The sequence below is a fragment of the Glacieibacterium sp. genome, assembly GCF_965200405.1.
GTDB lineage: Bacteria > Pseudomonadota > Alphaproteobacteria > Sphingomonadales > Sphingomonadaceae > Glacieibacterium.
Genome location: NZ_OZ241356.1, coordinates 3056802 through 3077501, shown reverse-complemented (window position 1 = coordinate 3077501; position 20700 = coordinate 3056802). Strand labels below are relative to the sequence as shown.

At 67.8% G+C, this 20700-nt stretch carries 20 protein-coding genes and 1 tRNA gene; 16 read left to right on the top strand and 5 right to left on the bottom strand.

The genetic code is table 11. The features are described 5' to 3' along the window. Positions 1 to 86 precede the first annotated feature (86 nt). From ACOFKW_RS14360 to trpD, 6 genes are all read left to right on the top strand, one after another. On the top strand, positions 87 to 2048 hold the full coding sequence (locus tag ACOFKW_RS14360) for a SurA N-terminal domain-containing protein (protein WP_419816959.1): 1962 nt from the start codon (positions 87 to 89) through the stop codon (positions 2046 to 2048). Between the two features lie 11 nt (positions 2049 to 2059). Beyond that, positions 2060 to 3577, top strand: a complete 1518-nt coding sequence (locus ACOFKW_RS14355; RefSeq protein ID WP_419814816.1) for an anthranilate synthase component I family protein — start codon at positions 2060 to 2062, stop codon at positions 3575 to 3577. 26 nt (positions 3578 to 3603) lie between these two features. Next, positions 3604 to 3885 carry a DUF427 domain-containing protein gene (locus tag ACOFKW_RS14350; protein WP_419814815.1) on the top strand — a complete coding sequence of 94 codons (282 nt, stop codon included), beginning with the start codon at positions 3604 to 3606 and terminating at the stop codon, positions 3883 to 3885. 351 nt (positions 3886 to 4236) lie between these two features. After that, positions 4237 to 5259 (top strand): DUF4105 domain-containing protein, encoded by a 1023-nt coding sequence (locus ACOFKW_RS14345; RefSeq protein ID WP_419814814.1) that lies wholly within the window; start codon positions 4237 to 4239, stop codon positions 5257 to 5259. Positions 5260 to 5292: 33 nt separating this feature from the next. Next, positions 5293 to 5895: an anthranilate synthase component II gene (locus ACOFKW_RS14340; RefSeq protein ID WP_419816958.1), complete on the top strand. Its 603-nt coding sequence runs from the start codon at positions 5293 to 5295 to the stop codon at positions 5893 to 5895. Continuing rightward, positions 5892 to 6887 (top strand): anthranilate phosphoribosyltransferase, encoded by a 996-nt coding sequence (gene trpD / locus ACOFKW_RS14335; protein ID WP_419814813.1) that lies wholly within the window; start codon positions 5892 to 5894, stop codon positions 6885 to 6887. The genes ACOFKW_RS14340 and trpD overlap by 4 nt, the downstream gene beginning before the upstream one ends. Before the next feature lie 12 nt (positions 6888 to 6899). Here the strand turns inward: trpD and ACOFKW_RS14330 are convergent, their stop codons facing one another. Next, positions 6900 to 7898 (bottom strand): diguanylate cyclase, encoded by a 999-nt coding sequence (locus tag ACOFKW_RS14330; protein ID WP_419814812.1) that lies wholly within the window; start codon positions 7896 to 7898, stop codon positions 6900 to 6902. Between the two features lie 371 nt (positions 7899 to 8269). Here ACOFKW_RS14330 and trpC point away from each other — a divergent pair, with 371 nt between their 5' ends. The 4 genes from trpC to lexA are packed head-to-tail and all read left to right on the top strand — an operon-like array spanning position 8270 to position 11440. Then, a complete protein-coding gene (trpC, locus tag ACOFKW_RS14325) occupies positions 8270 to 9052 on the top strand; it encodes an indole-3-glycerol phosphate synthase TrpC (protein ID WP_419814811.1) in 783 nt (260 codons plus the stop codon). After that, positions 9049 to 9519 (top strand): cyclic pyranopterin monophosphate synthase MoaC, encoded by a 471-nt coding sequence (gene moaC, locus ACOFKW_RS14320; protein ID WP_419814810.1) that lies wholly within the window; start codon positions 9049 to 9051, stop codon positions 9517 to 9519. Before trpC ends, moaC begins: the two co-directional genes overlap by 4 nt. Next, entirely contained in the window at positions 9516 to 10727 is a 1212-nt protein-coding gene (gene glp / locus ACOFKW_RS14315; RefSeq protein WP_419814809.1) for a gephyrin-like molybdotransferase Glp, read from the top strand. Before moaC ends, glp begins: the two co-directional genes overlap by 4 nt. Positions 10728 to 10759: 32 nt before the next feature. Continuing rightward, complete coding sequence (lexA, locus tag ACOFKW_RS14310; RefSeq protein ID WP_419814808.1) at positions 10760 to 11440, top strand: transcriptional repressor LexA; 681 nt, start codon at positions 10760 to 10762, stop codon at positions 11438 to 11440. A gap of 130 nt (positions 11441 to 11570) precedes the next feature. On the opposite strand, the gene ACOFKW_RS14305 is transcribed toward lexA, so the two are convergent. After that, positions 11571 to 13748, bottom strand: coding sequence for a ComEC/Rec2 family competence protein (locus tag ACOFKW_RS14305; RefSeq protein ID WP_419814807.1), 2178 nt, complete (start codon positions 13746 to 13748; stop codon positions 11571 to 11573). A 62-nt stretch (positions 13749 to 13810) separates the two neighbouring features. On the opposite strand from ACOFKW_RS14305, the gene gltX reads away from it, so the two are divergent. Both gltX and ACOFKW_RS14295 read left to right on the top strand, forming a co-directional pair. Further along, positions 13811 to 15262, top strand: a complete 1452-nt coding sequence (gene gltX / locus ACOFKW_RS14300) for a glutamate--tRNA ligase (protein WP_419814806.1) — start codon at positions 13811 to 13813, stop codon at positions 15260 to 15262. After that, entirely contained in the window at positions 15259 to 16545 is a 1287-nt protein-coding gene (locus ACOFKW_RS14295; RefSeq protein WP_419814805.1) for a citrate synthase, read from the top strand. The genes gltX and ACOFKW_RS14295 overlap by 4 nt, the downstream gene beginning before the upstream one ends. Before the next feature lie 38 nt (positions 16546 to 16583). Here ACOFKW_RS14295 and ACOFKW_RS14290 read toward each other — a convergent pair whose 3' ends face one another. Continuing rightward, positions 16584 to 16862, bottom strand: coding sequence for a chorismate mutase (locus ACOFKW_RS14290; RefSeq protein ID WP_419814804.1), 279 nt, complete (start codon positions 16860 to 16862; stop codon positions 16584 to 16586). Positions 16863 to 16975: 113 nt separating this feature from the next. Between ACOFKW_RS14290 and ACOFKW_RS14285 the strand changes: the two genes are divergently transcribed. From ACOFKW_RS14285 to ACOFKW_RS14275, 3 genes are all read left to right on the top strand, one after another. Beyond that, positions 16976 to 17992, top strand: coding sequence for a polyprenyl synthetase family protein (locus ACOFKW_RS14285; RefSeq protein ID WP_419814803.1), 1017 nt, complete (start codon positions 16976 to 16978; stop codon positions 17990 to 17992). Positions 17993 to 18050: 58 nt separating this feature from the next. Then, positions 18051 to 18329: an NADH dehydrogenase ubiquinone Fe-S protein 4 gene (locus ACOFKW_RS14280; protein WP_419814802.1), complete on the top strand. Its 279-nt coding sequence runs from the start codon at positions 18051 to 18053 to the stop codon at positions 18327 to 18329. Positions 18330 to 18343: 14 nt separating this feature from the next. Beyond that, positions 18344 to 18420 (top strand) — tRNA-Arg (locus ACOFKW_RS14275). Positions 18421 to 18548: 128 nt separating this feature from the next. On the opposite strand, the gene ACOFKW_RS14270 is transcribed toward ACOFKW_RS14275, so the two are convergent. Further along, the gene (locus tag ACOFKW_RS14270; RefSeq protein WP_419814801.1) at positions 18549 to 18755 is read right to left on the bottom strand and encodes a hypothetical protein; all 207 of its coding nucleotides are present in this window, start codon (positions 18753 to 18755) and stop codon (positions 18549 to 18551) included. Between the two features lie 211 nt (positions 18756 to 18966). Here ACOFKW_RS14270 and ACOFKW_RS14265 point away from each other — a divergent pair, with 211 nt between their 5' ends. After that, entirely contained in the window at positions 18967 to 19848 is an 882-nt protein-coding gene (locus ACOFKW_RS14265) for an acyl-CoA thioesterase (RefSeq protein WP_419814800.1), read from the top strand. A 3-nt stretch (positions 19849 to 19851) separates the two neighbouring features. Here the strand turns inward: ACOFKW_RS14265 and ACOFKW_RS14260 are convergent, their stop codons facing one another. After that, a complete protein-coding gene (locus tag ACOFKW_RS14260) occupies positions 19852 to 20676 on the bottom strand; it encodes an ATP-binding protein (protein WP_419814799.1) in 825 nt (274 codons plus the stop codon). Between the last annotated feature and the right edge of the window lie 24 nt (positions 20677 to 20700).

Below are 20700 nucleotides of genomic sequence, written 5' to 3'. Positions count from 1 at the left end.
CACTCCGGAATAGCGTGGGCGACGGTCAGCGCAAGAGTGTCCGGCGCTCCGCTGCCCAAGTCTTGCCCGTGCGCGCCCGCTTGCCTATGGTCCGCCCGCGCTCGACGCCCTCATTATTCAATCGACGGACCTTCATGCTTTCATTCATTCGCAAGGCGCTGACTTCCTGGCCGGTGCTCTTGCTCCTCGGGCTCATCGTCGTCGCCTTTGCGGTGACCGGCGTCGGTGACCCGTTCGGTGGCGGCAGCGGCAGCGCCGGCGGCGACCTCGCCAAGGTCGGCAAGACCAGCATTTCCGAGACGGCGTTCCTCAAGCAGTTCGACCGCGTCGTCCGCCGGGCGCGCGAGACGAATCCCGGCCTGACGCAGCAGCAGGTCGTCAAGGAGGGCGGCGTCAGCCAGGTCCTCGACGGCATGATCGGCGGCGCGGCGGTCGAGGATTTCGCAGCGCGCCAGGGCATTCGCGCCAGCGACCGCGCCGTCGACGGCGGCATCGCCTCGATCGATGCGTTCCGCGTCGCCGGCAAGTTCGACGATGCGACCTACAAGCGCCTGCTCACCCAGAACCGCATGTCGGAGCGCGAGCTTCGCGACGGCTTGCGCAGCGACCTCATCAAGAAGCAGCTGCTGGTTCCGGTCGGCACTGCGGCGCAGGTCTCGCGCATGATGGCGATCCCCTACGCCCGCCTGCTCCTCGACGTGCACCAGGGGGAGGGGGCGACCATCCCGCCCGCCCAGGTCGCCGCGCCGAGCGAGGCCGTCATCGCCGATTATTACAAGACCAACCAGGCGCGCTTCATGTTGCCGGAGCGCCGCGGCTTTCGCTACGCGATCCTCGACAGCGCCGTGATTGCTGCCGCCGTGACCGTCTCCGACGAGGAGGCCCGCAAGTACTTCGACGCGCACCGCGAGGAATTCGGCGCCGTCGAGCAGCGCCGCCTGAACCAGGTGGTGTTTCCCGACGAAGCCAAGGCCCAGGCTTTCGTTGCTGCCGTGCGCGGTGGGCAGTCCTTCGCCGACGCGGCGCAGAAGTTGGCAGGCTACAAGGCCAGCGACATCGAACTGGGTTCACTGTCGCGCGATAAATATGCGGCTGCCTCCAATGCCGCGCTTGCCGATACTGCGTTCAAGGCGCCTGCCGGTCAGCTGGTCGGCCCGGTCAAGACCGACTTCGGCTGGAACGTCGTGCAGGTCGCGGCGATCACGCCGGCGAAGGGCGATTTCGCCAGCATGAAGGCGCAGATCACCACCAAGCTGCGCGCCGAGAAGGGCGAGGCGGCGTTGAGCGATGCCGTCGCGTCGATCGAGGACGGCCTCGGCAGCGGCAAGAGCTTTGCCGACGTGGTCGCCCAGCACAAGCTGGTGCCGGTCACCGTCGAGCCGGTGACCCGCGACGGACGCACGCTGGGCACCGCCGCCGCACTTGCTCCGGCGACTTTGCCGGTGCTCGCCAAGGCCTTCGATGCCGATCCAGCCGACGGCGCCAGCGTGCAGGAGCTCGGCAAGGGTCAGTTCGCGGTGGTCGAGCTCGGCCAGGTCCTCGCGCCCGCAGCCGTTCCGCTGGCACAGGTCCGGGCGCAGGTGGTCGCCGCCGCGACCGCCGATCTCAGCGCCAAGGCCACCAAGCAGACCAGCGACGCGGTCCTCGCGGAAATGGCGAAGGGCTCGACGCTCGCCGCTGCGATGCAGAAGCGCGGTCTGCCGGCGCCCAAGCCGATCTCCGGTCGCCGTGCCGACATCGGCAGCGCGCAGGTTCCGCCGGCGCTGCAGGCGTTCCTGGCCATGGGTGCCGGCGCTACCCAGGCGCTGCCGACGCCGACCGGCTCGGTCGTCGTCGTTCACAAGGATCGCATCCTGGCCGGCAATCTGTCCGCTGCGCTGCCGATCGTCGAGGCGACGCGCCAGCAGCTTGCCCAACTTGCGTCGGACGAACTCAACGCGGCCTTTGCCTCGGCACTGGAGCGTGAGGTCGGCGTCAAGCGCTATCCCAAGGCGATCGCCGCGGCCACGCAGCGGATCGTCGGCGAAGTCGATCCAAGCGCCAAGTGACGGGGCGTGGAGTGAGCGGCGCCAGCCCGGATGCCGCCACCGCATGCGCCGCGCTGGCTGACGGCCGGGCCCAGTTGGTCTGGACGCGGATCGTCGCGGACACCGAAACGCCGGTCGGGGCGATGCTCAAGCTGGCACCCGGCGGCGACGGCGCGTTCCTGCTCGAATCGGTCGAGGGCGGGGCGGTGCGCGGACGCTATTCGCTGCTCGGCCTCGATCCCGACCTGATCTGGCGCGCGACCGGCACCAGCGTCGAGGTCAACCGCGACTGGCAGTCGGATCGGTCCGCCTTCGTGCCGTGCGACGGCCCGGTCCTCGACGAGCTGCGCACGCTGGTCGCGTCGTGCCGTGCCGAAGTGCCGGCGGAACTGCCGCCGGCATTGTCGGTGCTGGTCGGCTACATGGGCTATGAGGCAGCACGACTGTCGGAGCCGCGCCTGCCGCCGCCGGGTGACGATCCGCTCGGCCTGCCCGATCTGATGTTCGTCCGCCCGACGCTGCTGCTGGTCTTCGACCGGTTGCGTGACGAGCTGTTCTTCGTGGCGCCGCTGTTCCCGGGCAGCGCCGAGCCCGCTGACGCTTATGCGCGCGCGGTGGAGCGCATCGAAACCGCGGCCGCGCGGCTGGCCCAGCCCGCTCCCGCCGCGGCGCGTCTCGGTGCCGAGGCGCCGGACGGTGAGCGCCGTTCGATCCTGCCACCGGGCCGCTATGCCGAGATGGTGGCGTCGGCGCAGGAGTATATCGCTGCCGGGGACATCTTCCAGGTCGTGCTGGCGCAGCGTTTCACCGTCGATTTCCCGCTTCCTCCGCTAGACTTGTACCGGGCGTTGCGGCGCATCAACCCGTCGCCGTTCCTGTATTTCCTCGACCTGCCGGGGTTCGCCCTGATCGGCTCCAGCCCGGAGATCTTGGTCCGTGTCCGCGACGGCGAGGTCACCATCCGGCCGATCGCCGGGACCCGCCGCCGCGGCCGCGACGCGGTCGAGGATGCGGCGCTGCGCGATGAACTCCTCGCCGATCCCAAGGAACTGGCCGAGCATCTGATGCTGCTCGACCTTGGCCGGCACGACACCGGACGGGTCTCGGCCCCTGGCAGCGTCACCGTCACCGACCGCTTCGGTGTCGAATTCTACAGCCACGTCATGCACATCGTCTCCAACGTGCGGGGACGGCTGGCCGACGACCGCGACGCCATCGACGCCCTGCTGTCGGGCTTTCCGGCGGGCACCGTCAGCGGTGCGCCCAAGATCCGGGCGATGGAGGTGATCCGCGAACTCGAGCCCGAGAAGCGCGGCGCCTATGCCGGCGGCGTCGGCTATTTCTCGCCCGACGGCTCGATGGACAGCTGCATCGTTCTGCGCACAGCCGTGCTCAAGGACGGCGTCATGCATGTCCAGGCGGGCGCCGGGATCGTCGCCGACAGCGTCGCCGCCAGCGAACAGGCGGAGTGCGAGGCCAAGGCCGGCGCGCTGATCGCTGCGGCAAAGGCGGCACTGGCGCAGGCAAGCGAAGTGCGGTTCGGTCAATAGGGTCGAACAGCGAGCGGGAGCATCTCATGGTCAAGGCAGTTTGGAACGGCGTCACGATCGCCGACAGCGACGACACCGTGGTCGTCGAGAACAATCACTATTTCCCGCTGTCCTCGATCGATCCGGCGATGCTGAAGCCGAGCACGACGACGACGGTCTGCGGCTGGAAGGGCCTCGCCAATTACTACACGCTGGCGGCGGGCGGTGCCGAGAACACCGATGCCGCCTGGTATTATGCCGATCCAAAGCCCGCCGCAGCCGAGATCAAGGACCGGGTCGCGTTCTGGAAGGGCGTCCGGGTCGGTTGACCCGCGAGCAGCTGCGCGCCGACCTCGATGCCAGCGTCGCGCGCCTTGTCGCCCGCGCCGCTGCCGAGGGCTGACCGCTGCGCCACGACCACTGCTTCCTGCGTGTCGCCTATGACAATGCAGTCGGCGGCAAATGGGACCTCGCGCATGCCCGGCCCGCGTGGCGGTCTCTGCCGCTCGACATTCTCGCCGCGGCCGTCGCGCTGGCCCGGTCCATCGAGACGGGCGGCGTTTCCCGCCTGCATGAACTGAACCTCCGCAGCCTGGCATGGCGACGAGCCTCCCGCCTGCCGCTTGACGATTGAGCCCCGGCGCTGGATGGTCCTGCGACGACGCGGCGGGGGCCAATCGATGATCAGGCGCCTGTTTGCAGCCCTGCTGACGTTCGTCGTCGTCTTTCCCCTGGCCGCGTGGGGAACGCTTGCGCTGTGGCTGCGGCTGCCATTCGGTCCGCTGGGGCGCGGGCTGGTCTGTGCGCTGTGGCTGACCGGGCTGGCGGTCGTCGTCGTCCTGGCCTGGCGGCATCGCTGGAAGCCCGCGGCCGCGCTGTTCATTGCGATGCTGATCGCACAGTTCGGCTGGTGGGCGACGATCCGCCCATCCAACTATCGCGACTGGCAGCCCGATCTCGCCCGGGTCGCGACCACGCACATCGACGGCGACGTGCTGACGGTGAACAATGTCCGCAACTTTCGCTGGCGCTCCGACACCGACTTCGACCAGCGCTGGGAGCGGCGTCGCTACCGGCTGAGCCAATTGCAGGGCGCCGACCTGTTCCTGTCGTACTGGGCCGGAGAATCGGTCGCCCACGCTATCATCAGCTTCGACTTCGCCGACAGCGACCCGCTCGCCTTCTCCATCGAGATCCGCAAGCAGCGCGGCCAAGCCTATGAGACCGTCGCCGGCTTCTTCAAGACCTATGAACTGGCCGTCATCGCAGCCGACGAGCGTGATGTTGTCAAGGTCCGCAGCACCGTCCGCGGCGAGGACGTGCGGCTATACCGGCTCGACATCGAGCGTGCCACCGCGCTCGCCCTGCTGCGCCAATATGCCGAGCTTGCCAACGACGTCGCGCGGCGGCCACGCTGGTACAATACTGTGGCGGAGAATTGCACCACGGTGATCTTCGGCATGGCGCATCGCCTCGATCCAGCCATCGGGCTCGACTGGCGTATCCTGCTGCCGGGCAAGCTGCCATCCTATCTACAGGAGCACAGCTTCGTGACGCGCCGCCTCAGTCTCGTCGAGCTGACCCGTCGCTCTCATATCGGTCCGCGCGCCGCTGGGCCGGACCCCGATCCGGGCTTCTCGGCGCGCATCCGGGAAGGCGTGCCGCGACCGGGAACGCGTGACGTTGCGGCGGCAAGCGGTTAGAGCGGCCTGCATCCTGTATCAGAGCCGGTGACCATGATCCTCGTCGTCGATAATTACGACAGCTTCACCTACAATCTCGTCCACTACCTCCAGCAGCTTGGGGTCACGGTCGAGGTGGTGCGCAACGACGCGCTGACCGTGCCGCAGGCGCTGGCCCTGCAGCCGGAAGCCGTGCTGCTGTCGCCCGGCCCATGCACGCCGACCGAAGCGGGGATCTGCCTCGACCTGATCGCTGCCGCCGCCGATCTCCGCCTGCCGCTGCTCGGCGTCTGTCTCGGCCACCAGGCGATCGGCCAGGCATTCGGCGGCAAGGTCGTCCGCGCCGCCAAGGTCATGCACGGCAAGACGTCGGCCATGCACCACGACAGTGACGGAGTGTTCGCCGGGCTGCCCTCGCCGTTCGAGGCGACGCGCTATCACTCGCTGATCGTCGAGGACGACAGCCTGCCTGCGGTGCTGCAAGTCAACGCACGAACCGAAGACGGCATCATCATGGGCCTGCGCCACCGCGAATTGCCGCTCCACGGTGTCCAGTTCCATCCGGAGAGCATCGCCAGCCAGCACGGCCATGCGCTGCTGGCGAACTTCCTCGGCATCGCTGGCATTGCGCACCAGCCGCTGCGTGAGGCGGCATGACGACATTGGTACGGCTGCCGGATCCGGCGACGCCGCTCGACTTCGATACCGCCGAGGCGGCGTTCGGCGATATCCTCGACGCGCGGGTGCCCGACCAGGCGATCCACGACTTCCTGCTCGGCATCACCTTGCGCGACGAGACCGCGACCGAGATCGCCGCGGCGGCACGTGCGATGCGATCCCGGATGATCCCGATCATCGCGCCGCCGGGTGCGATCGACGTTTGCGGTACCGGCGGCGACGGCGCGCACAGCCTCAACATATCGACCGCCGTCGCCATCGTCGTCGCGGCCTGCGGCGTGCCCGTGGCGAAACACGGCAATCGCGCGGCATCGTCGAAGGCTGGTGCCGCCGACACGCTGGAGGCGCTCGGGCTCGATCTCGACCGTGCCTCCGATCGTGCTGAAGCAAGCCTGAGCGAGCTCGGGCTGGCTTTCCTGTTCGCGCAGAAGCATCACCCGGTCCTCGCACGTCTGGGACCGATACGCCGTGCCATCGGCCGGCGAACGATCCTCAACCTGCTCGGCCCCCTCGCCAATCCTGCCAGCGTGACACGCCAGCTGGTTGGCGTTGCTCGCGTCGACTATCTGCCGACCGTCGCCAACGCGCTGCAGTTGCTCGGCAGCGAATCGGCGATGGTCGTGTCAGGCGAAGAAAGCCTCGACGAGCTGTCGATCGCGGGCGCCAGTCGCGTCCTGAGGGTCGACACCACCAGCCTGTCGGAATCGATCGTCACCCCGGAGGATTGCGGCCTGGTACGTCACGGCCTCGACGGCATTCTCGGCGGCGATCCGGTTTACAATGCGGCGGCGCTGATCGCCTTGCTCGACGGTGGCAAGGGCGCCTACCGCGACGCGGTCCTGCTCAACAGCGCTGCGGCGTTGCTTGTCGCCGAAACCACCGACGGCTGGGCTGCCGGTGCGGCGCTGGCGGCGGAAGCGATCGACAGTGGCCGGGCCAAGGCGTTGCTCCACGCCTGGATCGCCTTCTAGGCGAGGCGCGCCCTAGGCCGCCCGCGACGCGTCATCGCGGGTGTGGTCGATGATCGTACGGTTGCGCCCGGCATGCTTGGCGCAATAGAGCGCCGCGTCCGCAGCGCCCATCCATTGCTCCACCGAGCCGTGACGCTGCGGGAAGGCCACCCCGAAGCTGGCAGTGACCTTCAACCGGGGTGCAGCGACGAAGGCCAGGTCATGGACGCAGCGCCGCATCGTCTCGGCGACCTCGAATGCTTCGGCAGCACTCGCATCGTGCAACAGCACGGCGAACTCTTCCCCGCCAAGCCGGCCGAACTGCGCGTGTGGCGGCAGCAACCGGTCGACACAGCCGCCGACGATCTGGAGGACCTGGTCGCCGACGGGATGACCGAAGCGATCGTTGACCTTCTTGAAGTGGTCGATATCGAACATGATCAGGGCGCTGGTCCGCTGCTGTCGCTCGGCGTTGCGGATGTTCATGGTCGCGGCCTCGACGAAAGCGCGCCGGGTCATCGCGCCGGTCAGGAAGTCCTTGTCGGCGATGGTTCGAAGCTCGAGCTCATTCTCGACCAGCGACGCGAAATTGTGCAGGATCTCGATCTGGCCGGCATCGAAGGTGCGCGGGTTCGTGTCGATCGCGCATAGGGCCCCCAGATTGTAGCCGTCGGGGGAGCGGACCGGCACCCCGGCATAGGCTCTGATACCGGGAGCGCCGATGACAAGGTGGTTCTCCGAGAACCGCAGGTCGAGCATCGCGTCCGGGACGATCAGCGGCTCGCGCGACATGATCGTATGGCTGCAAAACGCCACGTTTCGCGACGTGTCCTGCGCGGCCATGCCCCGGATCGACTTGAACATCTGCCGATCGGCAGCGATCAGCGAGACCGCGGCGATCGGCACGCCGAGCACGACCTGGACGAGGCCGGTGATCTTGTCGAACTGCGCCTCCGGCTTGGTGTCGAGGACGCCGCACCTGGCAAGGGCGGCCAAGCGCGCGGGCTCGTCGAGCAGCTTGCCGTCAACCATGCGAACTGCTCCAGGCCAACCGGTTGATGCCGCCGAAATTCACGGCCTGCCGAAGCATGCCGGTCATCGGCCCGGTCGTGCTCGGGCCGACGAATGAGATTGTCCCGAGGTCGAGCCACGACCCACCGCAGCGAGCCGTCGACGTGGCTTGTTGAAAACTGCTCCTCGACAACGTCCGCTCCATTTTCCGGGCTGGTGCAAGGGGGGTAAGCCATTGATGACTCTACAGTGATCAAAGCAGTCGCATGATCGGGTTGCGAAAGCCCTAAGGCGTTCCCGCTTGTTTCGTCTCCAACGCAGATACTGGTGCGCTGTGACGAACACCGTGGATCACGCTGGCACCTCGGGCGGGTTCAGGGTAATCGCCGCGGGTGACCGATCTCCTGACCCGCATCTGCGACGTAACCCGCCTCGAAGTCGCCCGGCGCAAGACCGTGCGTTCGATCGACGACCTCGATCGCGCTGCCGAGGGGCAGACCGCCCCGCGCGGATTTCGCGCTGCCCTCGATAGCGCCAGCGGCTTCGCGCTGATCGCGGAGGTCAAGAAGGCCAGCCCGTCCAAGGGCGTGATCCGCGCCGACTTCGATCCGGCAGCGCATGCCAGGGCCTATCAGGCCGGGGGCGCCGCCTGCCTGTCGGTCCTGACCGATGCACCGCATTTCCAGGGCCACGAGGACTATCTCGTCGCTGCCCGCGCCGCCTGCAGCCTGCCGGTCCTGCGCAAGGACTTCATGGTCGACCCTTGGCAGGTGGCGGAGGCGCGCGCGATCGGCGCCGACGCGATCCTGATCATCGTCGCGGCACTGGATGACGGCGCGATGGGGGAGATCGAGGCGGCGGCGATCGAGCGGGGCATGGACGTCCTCGTGGAGGTTCATGATGCCGCCGAGCTCGAACGTGCACTGCGCCTCAAGTCGCGCCTGATCGGCGTCAACAATCGCGACCTGCGCGACTTTTCGGTCGACTTCGCCCGGACTTACGAGCTGGTCGGTCGCGCCCCGGCGGGATGCACCTTCGTCGCGGAGAGCGGGCTGACCTCGCATGCGGACCTGGCGGCGATGGCGACCCACGGCGTCCGCTGCTTCCTGGTCGGGGAAAGCCTGATGCGCCAGTCCGACGTCGAAGCCGCGACCCGCGCGTTGTTGAACGGATGACCCGCCTCACCCATCTCGACGATGCCGGCGCAGCCCGCATGGTCGACGTTTCGGGCAAGCCGGCGACCTTGCGCGAAGCCACGGCCGAGGGGCGCATCGCGATGCTGCCCGCGACTCTCGAGGCGATCCGCGACGGTGCGATCGCCAAGGGCGACGTGCTTGCGGTGGCGCGCATCGCCGGGATCATGGCGGCGAAACGCACCAGCGACCTCATTCCGCTCTGCCATCCGCTGCCGCTGTCCGGCGTCGATCTCACGCTTGAACTGGGGGAGGCGGGCGTGCGTGTCACGGCGACGGTGCGGACCACCCACGGCACCGGCGTCGAGATGGAGGCCCTCAGCGCGGTCTCGGTCGCGTTGCTGACCATCTATGACATGGCCAAGGCGATCGACCGCGGCATGACGATCGAGGGCGTGCGCCTGCTGGCGAAAAGCGGCGGCCGCTCCGGTGACTGGCGGGCAGCGTGAGCCTGCTGCCGGTCGCGGAAGCCCAGTCGCGGCTACTGGCCAGCGCTACGCCGCTGCCCGCTGAGACGGTGCCGCTGGCCCCCGCTGCAGGCCGGTTCCTGGCTGCGGACGTGATCGCCACCCTGACGCAGCCGCCGTTCGCCGCCTCCGCGATGGACGGCTATGCGATCCGCTGGAGCGAGCGCGAAGGGCCGTGGCGGATCATCGGCGAGGCAGCGGCAGGCCATGGTTTCCGCGGGCACGTCGGGGCAGGGGAGGCCGTGCGCATATCGACCGGCGCGCCGCTGCCCGCCGGTGCCGACACCGTCGTGGTGCAGGAGGACGTCGAGCGTGATGGTGCCGCGCTTCGCCTCGTGCTCGATGGACCACCGCGGCAGGGCGCGCACATCCGCAAGGCGGGCCTGGATTTCAGCACCGGCGACATCGTCGCGACCGCAGGATCGCTGCTCACTCCGGCGCGGCTTGGACTGCTCGCCGGGGCAGGGCACGAGACAGCATCGGTCCACCGCCGCCCCCGCGTCGTCGTCCTGACCACCGGTGACGAGCTGGTGCTCCCCGGCGAGATCCCGGGACCCGACCGCATTGTCAGCTCGGGCGGAGTCATGCTCGGCGCGCTGCTCGGCGCCGAGGCCGACGTCATCGACGGTGGCATCGTTCCCGATCGCGCCGACGCCGTCGAGGCCGCGGTCCGCGCCGCAGCGGGTGCGGACGTCCTCGTCACCATGGGCGGCGCTTCGGTCGGGGATCATGACCTGATCGTCCCGGTCCTGAAGGACATGGGCGCCGACATCGACTTCTGGAAGATCGCGCTCCGTCCGGGCAAGCCGATGCTGAGCGGCAGCCTGGGGGCGCTGCGGATCGTCGGCGTGCCCGGCAACCCGGTATCGGCCTTCGTCTGCGCCGAACTGTTCGTGCGACCGCTGCTCAGGCAATTGGCCGGCAATCCGCGACCGTTGGCGAGGCTGCAGGCCGCGCGTCTAGCCGTACCGCTTCCCGCCAACAACGCCCGGCAGGATTACCTGCGCGCCTATGTCGAGGACTCCGGCTCCGGCCCCGTCGCGACGACGGCGGCGAAGCAGGAAAGCAGCATGTTGCGCATGCTCGCCGATTGCAACGCGCTGATCGTCCGCGCCCCCCTCGCCCCGCCAGCGGCCGCGGGCGAAATGATCTTGTTCCACGCGCTTGACTTCGTTCCAGGCGTTGCCTAAACGTTCCCCATTGGTTCCGATGGGAGACGGTGATGCTGACGCGCAAGCAACACGACCTGCTTACCTTCATCAACAACCGGCTGGGCGTCGAAGGCGTGTCGCCGTCGTTCGAGGAGATGAAGGAAGCGCTTCAACTCAAGTCGAAGTCGGGCGTTCACCGCCTAATCAACGCACTTGAGGAACGCGCCTTCATCCGACGCCTTCCCAACCGTGCGCGAGCGCTTGAAGTATTGCGCATGCCCGATATCGCGCCGGTGGCATCTGCCCCGGCACCGAGTTCGGTGATCCACGCCGACTTCTCCCGCCCGCGCGTCCGTGAGGCGGCCAACGACGTCATCGAGGTGCCGCTGCACGGCCGGATCGCCGCCGGTCTGCCGATGGAAGCCATGGAGAGCGACCGTTCGCTCAGTGTGCCGGCGGCACTGCTCGGGCCGGGCGACCATTATGCGCTGGAAGTGTCCGGGGACTCGATGATCGACGCCGGGATCTTCGATGGCGACTACGCGCTGGTCCGGCGCTGCGAAACCGCCCGCGATGGCGATATCATCGTCGCCCTGGTCGACAACACCGAGGCAACGCTGAAGTACCTGCAGCACGAGAAGGGGATGATCCGTCTAGACCCGGCCAATCCCGCCTATGAGCCGCAGCGTTACCTGCCGTCGCGGGTCCGGGTGCAGGGCAAGCTCGCGGGCTTGCTGCGCCGCTACCATTAGTTCGAGCTTCTCGTCGTCTCGACGCGAGACGGGACCCGCGCGGCTCGGAGGCTGAGCCGTCGGCACCCGATCTGCGTCGGGACGATGAGTCGTAATTGTACGCCGCCTGCCGGACGCGCCGGTCGAACGCTCAGTCCCAGTTCTGCGCCGCGGCTGCGGGGGCATCGGCCTTGCCGACGACCCGTCGCTTCCCCGGTACGTAGGGTGCCGGTCGTGGCATCCACGGATGGTCGCCGACGCGCGCTGCCACGGTTTCGACACGGGCCGGGCTCAGCCAGATCGCCACGGCGCCGGTGTCGCCCAGCATCGCACGGTCGAGTTTCAACCATCTGGGGACGCACCAAGCCGGCAGACGGCGCGCGCTGACCACGATGTCGGCCGCGGCACACGCCGGCTCGAAGCTCGGGCGTCCGACGACATCGCGCGACAGCGTCGCCAGCAGTCGCCAACTGCGGCCGCCGGTGTGCAGGTCGGCGACACACGCATCGATGCTGCACCGCGCGCCGGGCAGGTCGGCGAGCGCCACGTCCGCCGTGGTCGCCGCCGTCGCGTCGCCCCACATGTCGCGAATATAGTCTCCCGCCCGGTCGCGGAGCAGCGCCAGTCGCCCATCGGGCACCAGATACGCCGCGTGCCGCCCGTCGCCGCTGACCAGCAAGTCGGGCGGGCGTGCCAGCAGGGCGATGGTTACCCCCGCCACGATTGGCAGCACGCCGGCCCAGCGCACCCGCGTCTGCCACAGGCACAACCACAGGCCGCCTCCGACCAGCGCCGCATAGGCGATGTCGGGCATGATCGGCAGGCGGACCACGGCGCCGGGCCATGCCGCGACGACCTGCGCGATCACGATCAGCCAACCCATCGCCTTGCCGACCAGCCACCACAGGGGCGCCGCCAGGCCGACCGTTTCGAACAGCAACGCCAGAACCAGCAGCGGCATGATGACGAATTCGGTCAGCGGGATCGCCACCAGGTTCGCCGCGACGCCGAACAGCCCGGCGCGGTTGAAGTGATACAATGCAGTGACCGACAACATCGCCTCCGCCACCAGCCCGGTCACCACCAGCGCCAGGCCGCTGCGGAACAGCCGGAACAGCCAGCCGTGGTCGCGCGCCCCGTGCGCCAGCCATTGTCCGAGCCGTGACTGGTACAGCGCGACCATCCCGGTGACCGCCGCGAACGACAATTGAAAGCTCGGCCCGAGCAGCGCCTCGGGCCGGACCATCATCACCAGGAAGGCGCCGGCGGCGACCAGCCGCAGGGTCAGGGCTTCGCGACCCGCGGCGACCCCGACCAGCACGATCAGCGTCGCGATGCAGGTCCGCACCGTCGGCACCTGGCCGCCCGCCAGCAGGGTGTAGCCGATGCCGGCCAGCGCGGCGCCACCGGCTGCGATGATCTTGACCGGCCAGCGCAACGCGATCCACGGCACCAGCGTCAGGCCACGACGGATCAGCCACAGCGTCATGCCGACGACGATCGCGATGTGCACGCCGGAGATCGACAGCAGGTGGGCCAGTCCGGAATCGCGCATGGATTGCGCGATCGGTTCGGGAATGCCGCCCTGGTCGCCGGTGACGAACGCCGCGACCAGCGTCCCCGCCACATGGGGTACCTGTGCCTTGAGCCGAGCCGTCAGCCGTTCGCGCGCTTGCTCCAGCACGGCCAGCGGCCCGGTCGGGGCCGGCGCGCGCGATACCACGACGACGGGCCCGAGCGGGTACCCCGTCGCGCCGAGTTCGGCGAACCAGGCGCGCCGGGCGAAATCATAGCCGCCGGGATAGCTCGGCCCAGACGGCGGGCTGAGCGAGGCGCGCACCGAGACGCGGGCACCGGGCACGACGCCGGTTATGGCAGCACCGCGAACGCTGATCCGCACGCGTCGCGGCAGCGCCGGATCGACGGTCGACAGGATGAACCGGAAGCGGTCACGGCCGCTGGCGATCTCGATCTCGTCGACGGTTCCGATTACATCGCCGGTGAAGCGGTCGGCCAGCACCGGTGCCGCGACCGACGAACTCCGCAGTTCCGCCACGCCGAGGCCGGCCAGCATCAGCAAGCCGCCCCAGACCAGCATCCGCGCCGACAGCCCATTCAGCGTCAGGCCCGCCACGACCAGGGCCGCTGCGACGATTGCCGCGGCGGCGCGCTGGTCCGCCCAGGGCAGCAGGAACCACAGCGCGATGCCGAGGCCAAGGCCGACCGGTGCCAGCAACGGCAATTGGTTGCGCTCGGCGTCGAGCCACGTCTCGACCGCCGCTCCGCTCCCTGAAATGAGCGCACGGATTTGAAGCCCGCGAAGGGCCATGCTATCGCCCACCCGCTTGCCCCTTCCGGGGCGAAGCATTGGCCAATTCAGACAGGGGCGCAATGGCGGCAGGCAATGAGACTAGCCCGGTAGTAACCCGGTTCGCGCCGTCGCCGACGGGTTTCCTCCACATCGGCGGTGCCCGAACCGCGTTGTTCAATTACCTGTTCGCCAAGGCCAATGGCGGCAAGTTCCTGTTACGGATCGAGGATACCGACCGGGCGCGCTCCACCGACGCCGCGATCGCGGCGATCCTCGACGGTCTCGACTGGCTGAACCTCGACGCCGACGAGCCGCCGGTCATGCAGTTCGAGCGTGCGCCGCGACACGCCGAAGTCGCCAACCAGCTGCTCGCCAACGGTCACGCCTACAAATGCTTCGCGACCGCCGAGGAGTTGGAGACGATGCGCGCCGAACAGCGCGCTGCGAAACTGCCGATGCGCTACGACGGGCGCTGGCGCGAACGCTCGCCCGACGAGGCTCCGGCCGGTGCGCCCTTCGTCATCCGCCTGCGCGCGCCCAAGGAAGGTTCGGTAACCATCCAGGACCGGGTCCAAGGCGCCGTCACGGTCGCCAATGCCGAACTCGACGACATGGTGCTGCTGCGCTCCGACGGCACGCCGACCTATATGCTGGCCGTTGTCGTCGACGATCACGACATGGGCGTCACCTACGTCATCCGCGGCGACGATCACCTCAACAACGCCTTTCGCCAGCTCGCGCTGATCCGCGCGATGGGCTGGCCGGAGCCGGTCTATGCGCATGTCCCGCTGATCCACGGGTCCGACGGTGCCAAGCTGTCGAAGCGCCACGGCGCGCTGGGCGTCGATGCCTATCGCGACGAGCTCGGCATGCTGCCGGAAGCGGTCGAGAACTACCTGCTCCGCCTCGGCTGGGGCCACGGCGACGAGGAGTTCATCGACCGTTCGCGAGCGATCGAGCTGTTCGACCTGTCCGGCGTAGGGCGCGGTCCGGCGCGTTTCGACACCAAGAAGCTGGAGAGCGTCAACGGCCATTACCTGCGCCTCGCCGACGATGCGCGGCTGGTCGGCCTCGTCACGCCCCGGATCAATGCGCTGCTCGGACGCGACATCGACGCTCGTGAGACGGGTTTGCTGAGCGCCCTGATGCACGATCTCAAACCGCGAGCGAAGGACCTCAACGAGCTCGCCGCCGCGACGTTGTTCCTGTTTCGCTCGCGCCCCCTGGCGATGGACGAGCGTGCGACGAAGCTGCTAGAAGCCGCTCCGGATAATATCCTCGACGCCGCGCGTATGACGCTCGGACAAGTCGCGGAATGGTCCGCCGAAAACCTCGAGGTCGCGGTCAAGGGGTTGGCCGAGGCGCGGGCAATCGGCTTGGGAAAGGTCGCTCAGCCACTCCGCGCGGCAGTCACCGGCACCAATGTGTCGCCGGGCCTGTTCGAGGTGTTGGCGGTTTTGGGACGTGAAGAAACGCTGGGGCGCATCGACGATGCGCTTCGGCCTCAGAAAAACGAAGGACCAGCAGCATGAGCGGCAGCGTCAAACTCGAGTCCAACGGCAAGTCGTTCGACTATCCCGTCCTGTCCGGCACCGTTGGCCCGGACGTCATCGATATCCGCAAGCTGTACGCCCAGACCGGCGCGTTCACCTATGATCCGGGCTTCACCAGCACGGCTGCCTGCGAGTCCAAGATCACCTACATCGACGGCGATGCCGGTGTCCTGCTGCACCGCGGCTATGCGATCGACAAGCTGGCCGAGCAGTCGAGCTTCATGGAAGTCGCCTATCTCCTGCTCAACGGCGAACTGCCGAACGCCAAGGAGAACGACGACTTCACCCGGACGATCACCCGTCACACGATGATTCATGAGCAGCTGGCGCAATTCTATCGTGGCTTCCGCCGCGATGCGCATCCGATGGCGATCATGTGCGGCGTCGTCGGCGCGATGGCGGCGTTCTACCACGACTCCACCGACATCCATGATCCGCAGCAGCGCGTCATCGCCAGCCACCGGCTGATCGCCAAGATGCCGACGCTGGCCGCGATGGCGTACAAATACGCGGTCGGGCAGCCGTTCCTGTACCCAGACAACTCGCTGAGCTTCACCGGCAATTTCCTGCGCATGACCTTCGGCGTGCCGGCCGAGCCCTATGTCGTCGATCCGATTATCGAGAACGCCATGGAGAAGCTGCTGATCCTGCAGGCCGACCATGAGCAGAACGCCTCGACCTCGACCGTCCGTCTGGCTGGTTCGTCCGGCGCCAATCCGTTCGCCTGCATCTCGGCCGGCATCGCCTGCCTGTGGGGCCCGGCGCACGGCGGCGCCAACGAGGCAGCGCTCAACATGCTGCGCGAGATCGGCACCGTCGACCGCATCCCGGAATACATCGCCCGTGCAAAGAACAAGGACGATCCGTTCCGCCTGATGGGCTTCGGCCACCGCGTCTACAAGAACTACGATCCGCGCGCCAAGGTCATGCAGAAAGTCGCCAACGAGGTGCTCGACAAGCTCGGCCTCGACGATCCGATCTTCGACGTGGCGCGCGAGCTGGAGCAGATTGCGCTCAACGATCCGTATTTCATCGACAAGAAGCTATACCCGAACGTCGACTTCTATTCGGGTGTGGTGATGTCGGCGATCGGCTTCCCGACCTCGATGTTCACCGTGCTGTTCGCGATCTCGCGCACCGTCGGCTGGATCGCGCAGTGGAACGAGATGATCGCCGATCCGGAGCAGAAGATCGGCCGTCCGCGCCAGCTCTACACCGGCGTCGCCCAGCGCGAGTTCGTGCCCCTCGCCCAGCGCGGGTAGGGGACTTGCCCCTCCCCAGGCACCGGCCGGGGGAGGGGTCAGCGCTGTACCGCAGCGTGGTGGCGGATCACCTCGTCGATGATGAAGCGCAGGAATTTCTCGCTGAACTCGGGGTCGAGCTTGGCGGTCACCGCCAGCGCCCTGAGCCGCGCGACCTGGTCGTGTTCGCGGCTGGGATCGGCAGCGGGCAGTCCGGCCGAAGCCTTGTAGGCGCCGACCTTCTGGGTGACCTTGAAGCGTTCCGCGAGCAGGAAGACCAGCGCCGCGTCGATGTTGTCGATGCTGTCGCGATAGGCGATCAAGGTTTCGTCAGGCATGGTTTTCCCCAAGGTCGGCAGTCTCGCAACGGCCAGTGGCGGCATACTCGCGACCGCATGCCGCTAGTGCAAGGCTTGCCACTCGCTGCATCGCGGTTATGACGTTGCGCGGCATGACCGCAACCATCCATCCGCTCCGCCCCCGCTCCGAACCGCCGTCGCTGAACCGGCTGCTGACCTTGTGTGCGCCGGACCTCAACGCCGTCAACCAGGTCATCGTCGACCGGATGCAGAGCCGCGTCTCCCTGATCCCGGAGCTTGCCGGCCATCTGATCGCCGGCGGCGGCAAGCGCTTGCGACCGCTGCTGACCCTCGCCTGTGCCCGGCTGTTCGACTATGGCGGCACCCGGCATCACAAGCTCGCGGCGTGCGTCGAGTTCATCCACACCGCGACCCTGCTGCACGACGATGTCGTCGACGGCAGCGACCTGCGGCGCGGCAAGGTCACCGCCAACAACGTCTGGGGCAACCCCGCCAGCGTGCTGGTCGGCGATTTCCTGTTCAGTCGCTCGTTCGAGCTGATGGTCGAGGACGGCAGCCTCAAGGTGCTCAAGATCCTCAGCCACGCCTCCGCCGTGATCGCCGAAGGGGAGGTCGCCCAGCTGACCGCCCAGCGCGACGTCGAGACCAGCGAGGACCGTTACCTCGAGATCATCACCGCCAAGACCGCCGTGCTGTTCGCCGCCGCCTGCCAGATCGCCGCCGTCGTCGCCGAGCGTGGCGGGCAGAGCGAATCGGCACTCGAATCCTACGGCCGCAACCTCGGCATCGCCTTCCAGCTGATCGACGACGCCATCGACTATGTCTCCGACGCCGAGACCATGGGCAAGGATTGCGGCGACGACTTCCGTGACGGCAAGGTCACGCTGCCGGTCATCCTCGCGCATGCCCGCGGCACCGACGCCGAGCGGCGTTTCTGGCGCGACGCGATGCTGGGTCGCGCCAACGGCGACGAGGAACTGGCGCGCGCCACCGCCTTGTTGCGGACTTCGGGGGCGATCGACGACACGCTGGCCCGGGCGCGGATCTATGGTGGCCGCGCGATCGATGCGCTGGCGGGTTTCCCGCACGGCGCACCCCGCGACGCGTTGATCGAGACGGTCGAGTTCGCCATCGCCCGGGCATTCTGACGACCGCCGGGCGACGCTCACAGTTGACGCTCGCCTCGACTTCCCCCAAGCGCGACGCATGAAAGCCCTGATCTTCCAGCGCTCGAAAAGCGCCACGCAATCCGGTCGAGCCCGTGACGGCCAATGGGCGCTCGTGCGCCAGCGCGGCGAGGCCCAGCAGCACGACCCGCTGACCGGCTGGATTGGCTCGGGCGACACCGCGACGCAGATCGAGCTGAACTTCAACAGCGAGGCGGCCGCGGTCGCCTATGCCACCGCGCAGGGCCTGGAGTATGAGGTCCAGCCGCTGCCGCCGCGGGCGCTCAAGCTGCAGGCCTATTCGGACAATTTCAGATAGGCTGCGTTGCCCAAGCGTCCGTAGCTCAGTTGGATAGAGCACGGGACTTCTAATCCTGAGGTCGCTGGTTCGAATCCAGCCGGACGCACCATCTTCACCAACAACCTCACAAACCTAGACGGTATCGAACCAGCCATTGTCTTGAGTTTGGCCATGTCGAGGAACCGCCGAGGAACCGGGGACACGCTGGGGATACCGGATCGCCGAGAATTACTGCTCTCAAGCCTTTTGCCCCAGTTTCACGATCTGGATCACCAGAGCGATCAGCGAAATTACCAAGGCGACCACGCCACCAGTCATCATCAAAGCCTCCGCAACCGTCATCAACATCTCCATGGAACGCGTAGAGAACGACATGGCGCCGGTGCCATCACCGTTGAGCGAACCATAGCAGGGTGATTCTAGTCGTTGGGGATCGAAATTCATACTCAAGCCACGGCTTGACAGCGCTGGAGGACTAAGCCGCTGGTTCGCTACAGGTAATACTAAACAAGGGTTGCCCGCGTCAGTACAATGGTTAAGCAACTCGTAGAAATTCATGAAACAGCCTGAGAAAGTTACCCACAATTCTTGTAATCCTGAGGTCGCTGGTTCGAATCCAGCCGGACGCACCATCTTCTTTCAGGGGCCGGACACGATGAGCGACGACGCGCCGACTCCGGCCGAGATGATCGAGCGGCTGCGGCAACTCCTCGATGTCGAGACGCTCGACACCGACCTGTTCCGCGGCATGCGCCAGCCCGGCGGGCGGGGCAGGGTGTTCGGTGGCCAGGTCGTCGCGCAGGCGCTGATGGCCGCCAGCCGCACCGTCGACCCGGCCAAGATCGCGCATTCGCTGCACGCCAACTTCATGCGCCCCGGTGACGAGGCGGTGCCGATCGAATATCGCGTCGATCGTGATTATGAGGGCCGCAGCTTCGCCACACGGCGCATCGTCGCCCTGCAGAACGGCCTGCCGATCCTGACCATGACCGCGTCGTTCCAGGTGCTGGAGGGCGGGCTGGAGCATCAGGACGTCATGCCCGACGTGACGCCGCCGGAGGAACTGACCGGCGATCACGAGGTGTACCGGGCGCAGGCGGCACTACTGCCGGAGCGTCTGGCCGGCTTCCTGACGCGGCCCCGCGCCATCGAGCAGCGCTCGGTGATCAGGCGCGACCTGCTCGCCCCGGAGGTGTTGCTGCCGGTGTTTCACAGCTGGTTCCGCGCCGTCGCGCCGGTCGGCGACGACCCCGCCATGCACCGGGCGATCCTGACCTACGCCTCCGACATGGCGCTGCTCGGCACCAGCACGCTGCCGCACGGCGTCAACTGGTTCACCAACCGGCTGCAGACCGCCAGCCTCGACCATTCGGTGTGGCTGCACGAGGAATTTCGCGTCGACGATTGGCTGTTGTACACCATGGACAGTCCCTGGGCCGGGCATGGTCGCGGCTTCAATCGCGGGCGCATCTTCAGCCGCGACGGACGCCTCGTAGCCAGCACGGCGCAGGAAGGCCTGATCCGCCTGCGCGCCTGATCGCTAGGCGAGCGAACGGCCTGCCGCGCCCACGGCTTCCTCAATGAACTGCCATGCCACCCGGCCCGAACGATGACCGCGCCCGGTCGCCCAGGCGATCGCGGCGCTGTCCTCGACCTTCAGTCCGAGCGCGCCAGCATAACCGCGCACCATCTCTAGGTAGGTCGCCTGGTCGCAATTGTGAAAGCCCAGGCTCAGCCCGAAGCGGTCGGCCAGCGCCAAGCGGTCGTCGAGGACGTCGCGCGGGTTGATCGCCGCCTCGCCCTCGGCATGGTCGCGCGGCACCAGATGGCGCCGGTTCGAGGTTACGGCGATCCGCACATTGCCCGGCCGCGCCGTGATGCCGCCATCGAGCACCGAGCGCAGCGCCTTGTACTGGGTCTCGTCGGCTTCAAACGACAGGTCGTCGGCGAACACCACGAAGCGGCGCGGACTGCTGCCCAAGGCCTCGAACAAACGGCCAAGCGTCGCGATATCGTCGCGCGCCACCTGCACCAGCGCGAGATCGTCGCCTTCGGCGCGCAAGGCCGCGACGATGCTGCGGACCAGCGACGACTTGCCCATGCCGCGGGCGCCCCACAGCAGGACGTCGTGCGCCGGCAGCCCTTTGGCATGGCGGCGCAGATTTTCCAGCAGCGTGTCGCGCTGGAGATCGACGCCGGCGAATCGGTCCAGCGGCTGCGGCGGCGTCGGCGTCACCGCTTTCAAGGCGCTGCCGCTCCAGACGAAGGCCTCGCCGATCGACGGATCGACGATCGGCGCCACCGGTGGCGACAGGCGCTCCAAAGCGGCAGCGATGCGGGTGAGGGTGTTGTTCAAGTCATCCATCGGCGGTTCATAGCACCGGTGCGA

Coding starts and splice junctions, on each gene's coding strand:
- ACOFKW_RS14290 (WP_419814804.1), bottom strand. CDS start 16,862: ATGCCTGACGAAACCTTGATCGCCTATCGCGACAGCATCGACAACATC.
- ACOFKW_RS14340 (WP_419816958.1), top strand. CDS start 5,293: ATGATCCTCGTCGTCGATAATTACGACAGCTTCACCTACAATCTCGTC.
- ACOFKW_RS14350 (WP_419814815.1), top strand. CDS start 3,604: ATGGTCAAGGCAGTTTGGAACGGCGTCACGATCGCCGACAGCGACGAC.
- ACOFKW_RS14360 (WP_419816959.1), top strand. CDS start 87: ATGGTCCGCCCGCGCTCGACGCCCTCATTATTCAATCGACGGACCTTC.
- ACOFKW_RS14260 (WP_419814799.1), bottom strand. CDS start 20,676: ATGGATGACTTGAACAACACCCTCACCCGCATCGCTGCCGCTTTGGAG.
- trpD (WP_419814813.1), top strand. CDS start 5,892: ATGACGACATTGGTACGGCTGCCGGATCCGGCGACGCCGCTCGACTTC.
- ACOFKW_RS14270 (WP_419814801.1), bottom strand. CDS start 18,755: ATGAATTTCGATCCCCAACGACTAGAATCACCCTGCTATGGTTCGCTC.
- moaC (WP_419814810.1), top strand. CDS start 9,049: ATGACCCGCCTCACCCATCTCGACGATGCCGGCGCAGCCCGCATGGTC.
- ACOFKW_RS14280 (WP_419814802.1), top strand. CDS start 18,051: ATGAAAGCCCTGATCTTCCAGCGCTCGAAAAGCGCCACGCAATCCGGT.
- ACOFKW_RS14285 (WP_419814803.1), top strand. CDS start 16,976: ATGACCGCAACCATCCATCCGCTCCGCCCCCGCTCCGAACCGCCGTCG.
- lexA (WP_419814808.1), top strand. CDS start 10,760: ATGCTGACGCGCAAGCAACACGACCTGCTTACCTTCATCAACAACCGG.
- ACOFKW_RS14345 (WP_419814814.1), top strand. CDS start 4,237: ATGATCAGGCGCCTGTTTGCAGCCCTGCTGACGTTCGTCGTCGTCTTT.
- ACOFKW_RS14330 (WP_419814812.1), bottom strand. CDS start 7,898: ATGGTTGACGGCAAGCTGCTCGACGAGCCCGCGCGCTTGGCCGCCCTT.
- ACOFKW_RS14305 (WP_419814807.1), bottom strand. CDS start 13,748: ATGGCCCTTCGCGGGCTTCAAATCCGTGCGCTCATTTCAGGGAGCGGA.
- gltX (WP_419814806.1), top strand. CDS start 13,811: ATGGCGGCAGGCAATGAGACTAGCCCGGTAGTAACCCGGTTCGCGCCG.
- ACOFKW_RS14295 (WP_419814805.1), top strand. CDS start 15,259: ATGAGCGGCAGCGTCAAACTCGAGTCCAACGGCAAGTCGTTCGACTAT.
- ACOFKW_RS14265 (WP_419814800.1), top strand. CDS start 18,967: ATGAGCGACGACGCGCCGACTCCGGCCGAGATGATCGAGCGGCTGCGG.